The 2874-nt window shown below is 53.2% G+C and carries 1 rRNA gene; it reads right to left on the bottom strand.

Features of this window, described 5'->3' with window-relative positions:
- A 23S ribosomal RNA gene (locus tag GC096_RS00010) occupies positions 1 to 2874 on the bottom strand; the annotation flags it as partial.

Here is a 2874-nt window from a genome sequence, read left to right as displayed (position 1 = left end):
ATTAGTATTCGTCAGCTGCATACGTTGCCGCACTTCCACCTCGAACCTATCAACCTCGTCGTCTACAAGGGGTCTTACATACTGGGAAATCTCATCTTGAGGGGGGCTTCGCGCTTAGATGCTTTCAGCGCTTATCCCCTCCGTACATAGCTACCCAGCTATGCCTCTGGCGAGACAACTGGTACACCAGCGGTACGTCCATCCCGGTCCTCTCGTACTAAGGACAGCTCCTCTCAAATTTCCTACGCCCGCGACAGATAGGGACCGAACTGTCTCACGACGTTCTGAACCCAGCTCGCGTACCGCTTTAATGGGCGAACAGCCCAACCCTTGGGACCTACTTCAGCCCCAGGATGCGATGAGCCGACATCGAGGTGCCAAACCTCCCCGTCGATGTGGACTCTTGGGGGAGATAAGCCTGTTATCCCCAGGGTAGCTTTTATCCGTTGAGCGATGGCCCTTCCATTCGGTACCACCGGATCACTAAGTCCGACTTTCGTCCCTGCTCGACTTGTAGGTCTCGCAGTCAAGCTCCCTTATGCCTTTGCACTCTGCGAATGATTTCCAACCATTCTGAGGGAACCTTTAAACGCCTCCGTTACATTTTAGGAGGCGACCGCCCCAGTCAAACTGCCCACCTGACACTGTCCCCATACCGGATCACGGTACTAGGTTAGAACTCCGATACGATCAGGGTGGTATCCCAACGATGCCTCCACCCAAGCTGGCGCTCAGGCTTCTAAGGCTCCCACCTATCCTGTACAGATCGTACCAAAGTCCAATATCAAGCTGCAGTAAAGCTCCATGGGGTCTTTCCGTCTTGTCGCGGGTAACCTGCATCTTCACAGGTATTAAAATTTCACCGGATCTCTCGTTGAGACAGCGCCCAAGTCGTTACGCCATTCGTGCGGGTCAGAATTTACCTGACAAGGAATTTCGCTACCTTAGGACCGTTATAGTTACGGCCGCCGTTTACTGGGGCTTCAATTCATAGCTTCGGGTTGCCCCTAACCACTCCTCTTAACCTTCCAGCACCGGGCAGGCGTCAGCCCGTATACTTCGCCTTGCGGCTTCGCACAGACCTGTGTTTTTGCTAAACAGTCGCTTGGGCCTTTTCACTGCGGCCCCCTCGGGCTATTCACCCTACCGAGGCACCCCTTCTCCCGAAGTTACGGGGTCATTTTGCCGAGTTCCTTAACGAGAGTTCTTCCGCGCGCCTTAGAATTCTCTTCTCACCCACCTGTGTCGGTTTGCGGTACGGGCACCTTCGCCTGGCTAGAAGCTTTTCTTGGCAGTGTGAACTCATGACCTTCGGTACTTAAATTTCCCTCCCCATCACAGCCCAGCCTTACGATGTGCGGATTTGCCTACACACCAGCCTCACTGCTTGGACGAGCATCCATCAGCTCGCGTCACTATCCTTCTGCGTCACTCCATTGCTCATAACGGCTACGGTGGTACAGGAATTTCCACCTGTTGTCCATCGACTACGCCTTTCGGCCTCGCCTTAGGTCCCGACTTACCCTGAGCGGACGAGCCTTCCTCAGGAACCCTTAGGTTTTCGGCGGATCAGATTCTCACTGATCTTTTCGTTACTTATACCGGCATTCTCACTTGTATGCGCTCCACCTGTCCTTACGGTCAGAATTCAACGTACATACAACGCTCCCCTACCCATGCACATTGTGCAAGCCATAGCTTCGGTGGCGTGTTTAGCCCCGTTACATTTTCGGCGCAGAGTCACTCGACCAGTGAGCTATTACGCACTCTTTCAATGGTGGCTGCTTCTAAGCCAACATCCTGGTTGTCTGTGCAACTCCACATCCTTTCCCACTTAACACACACTTGGGGACCTTAGCTGATGGTCTGGGCTGTTTCCCTTTTGACAATGGATCTTAGCACTCACTGTCTGACTCCCGGATTTAAGTTTGTGGCATTCAGAGTTTGACTGGACTTGGTAACCCTTGGCGGGCCCCGCACCCAATCAGTGCTTTACCTCCACAACTCAACATCCGAGGCTAGCCCTAAAGCTATTTCGGGGAGAACCAGCTATCTCCGAGTTCGATTGGAATTTCTCCGCTACCCCCACCTCATCCCCGAATTTTTCAACATTCGTGGGTTCGGGCCTCCAGTGAGTGTTACCTCACCTTCACCCTGGACAGGGGTAGATCACACGGTTTCGGGTCTACGTCCACGTACTAAAGCGCCCTATTCAGACTCGCTTTCGCTGCGGCTCCGTCTTTTCAACTTAACCTCGCACGGGAACGTAACTCGCCGGTTCATTCTACAAAAGGCACGCCATCACCCATATAGAGGGCTCTGACTTTTTGTAAGCACACGGTTTCAGGTTCTTTTTCACTCCGCTTCCGCGGTGCTTTTCACCTTTCCCTCACGGTACTGCTTCACTATCGGTCACTAGGGAGTATTTAGCCTTGGCAGATGGTCCTGCCGGATTCCGACGGGGTTTCACGTGACCCGCCGTACTCAGGATACCTCTAGGGGATTCGTTCAGTTTGGGCTACAGGGCTTTTACCTTCTATGCCGGACCTTTCCAGATCACTTCGCCTACCAAACTAACCCCATGTCGAGGTCCTACAACCCCAAGGAGCAAGCTCCTTGGTTTGGGCTATTCCGCTTTCGCTCGCCGCTACTGACGGAATCACTTTTGTTTTCTTTTCCTCCAGGTACTTAGATGTTTCAGTTCCCTGGGTCTGCCTCTACTAAAGCTATGTATTCACTTTAGAGTAACTGCGCATTACCACAGCTGGGTTCCCCCATTCGGACATCCCCGGATCAAAGCCTGCTTACGGCTCCCCGAGGCATTTCGTCGTTCGCCACGTCCTTCTTCGGCTCCTAGTGCCTAGGCATCCTCCG

Source organism: Paenibacillus plantarum (genome assembly GCF_013141695.1).
GTDB classification, from domain to species: Bacteria; Bacillota; Bacilli; order Paenibacillales; family NBRC-103111; genus Paenibacillus_E; species Paenibacillus_E plantarum.
Note: the sequence above shows the minus strand (reverse complement) of the source record. Positions and strands in the feature narration are given on the sequence as shown.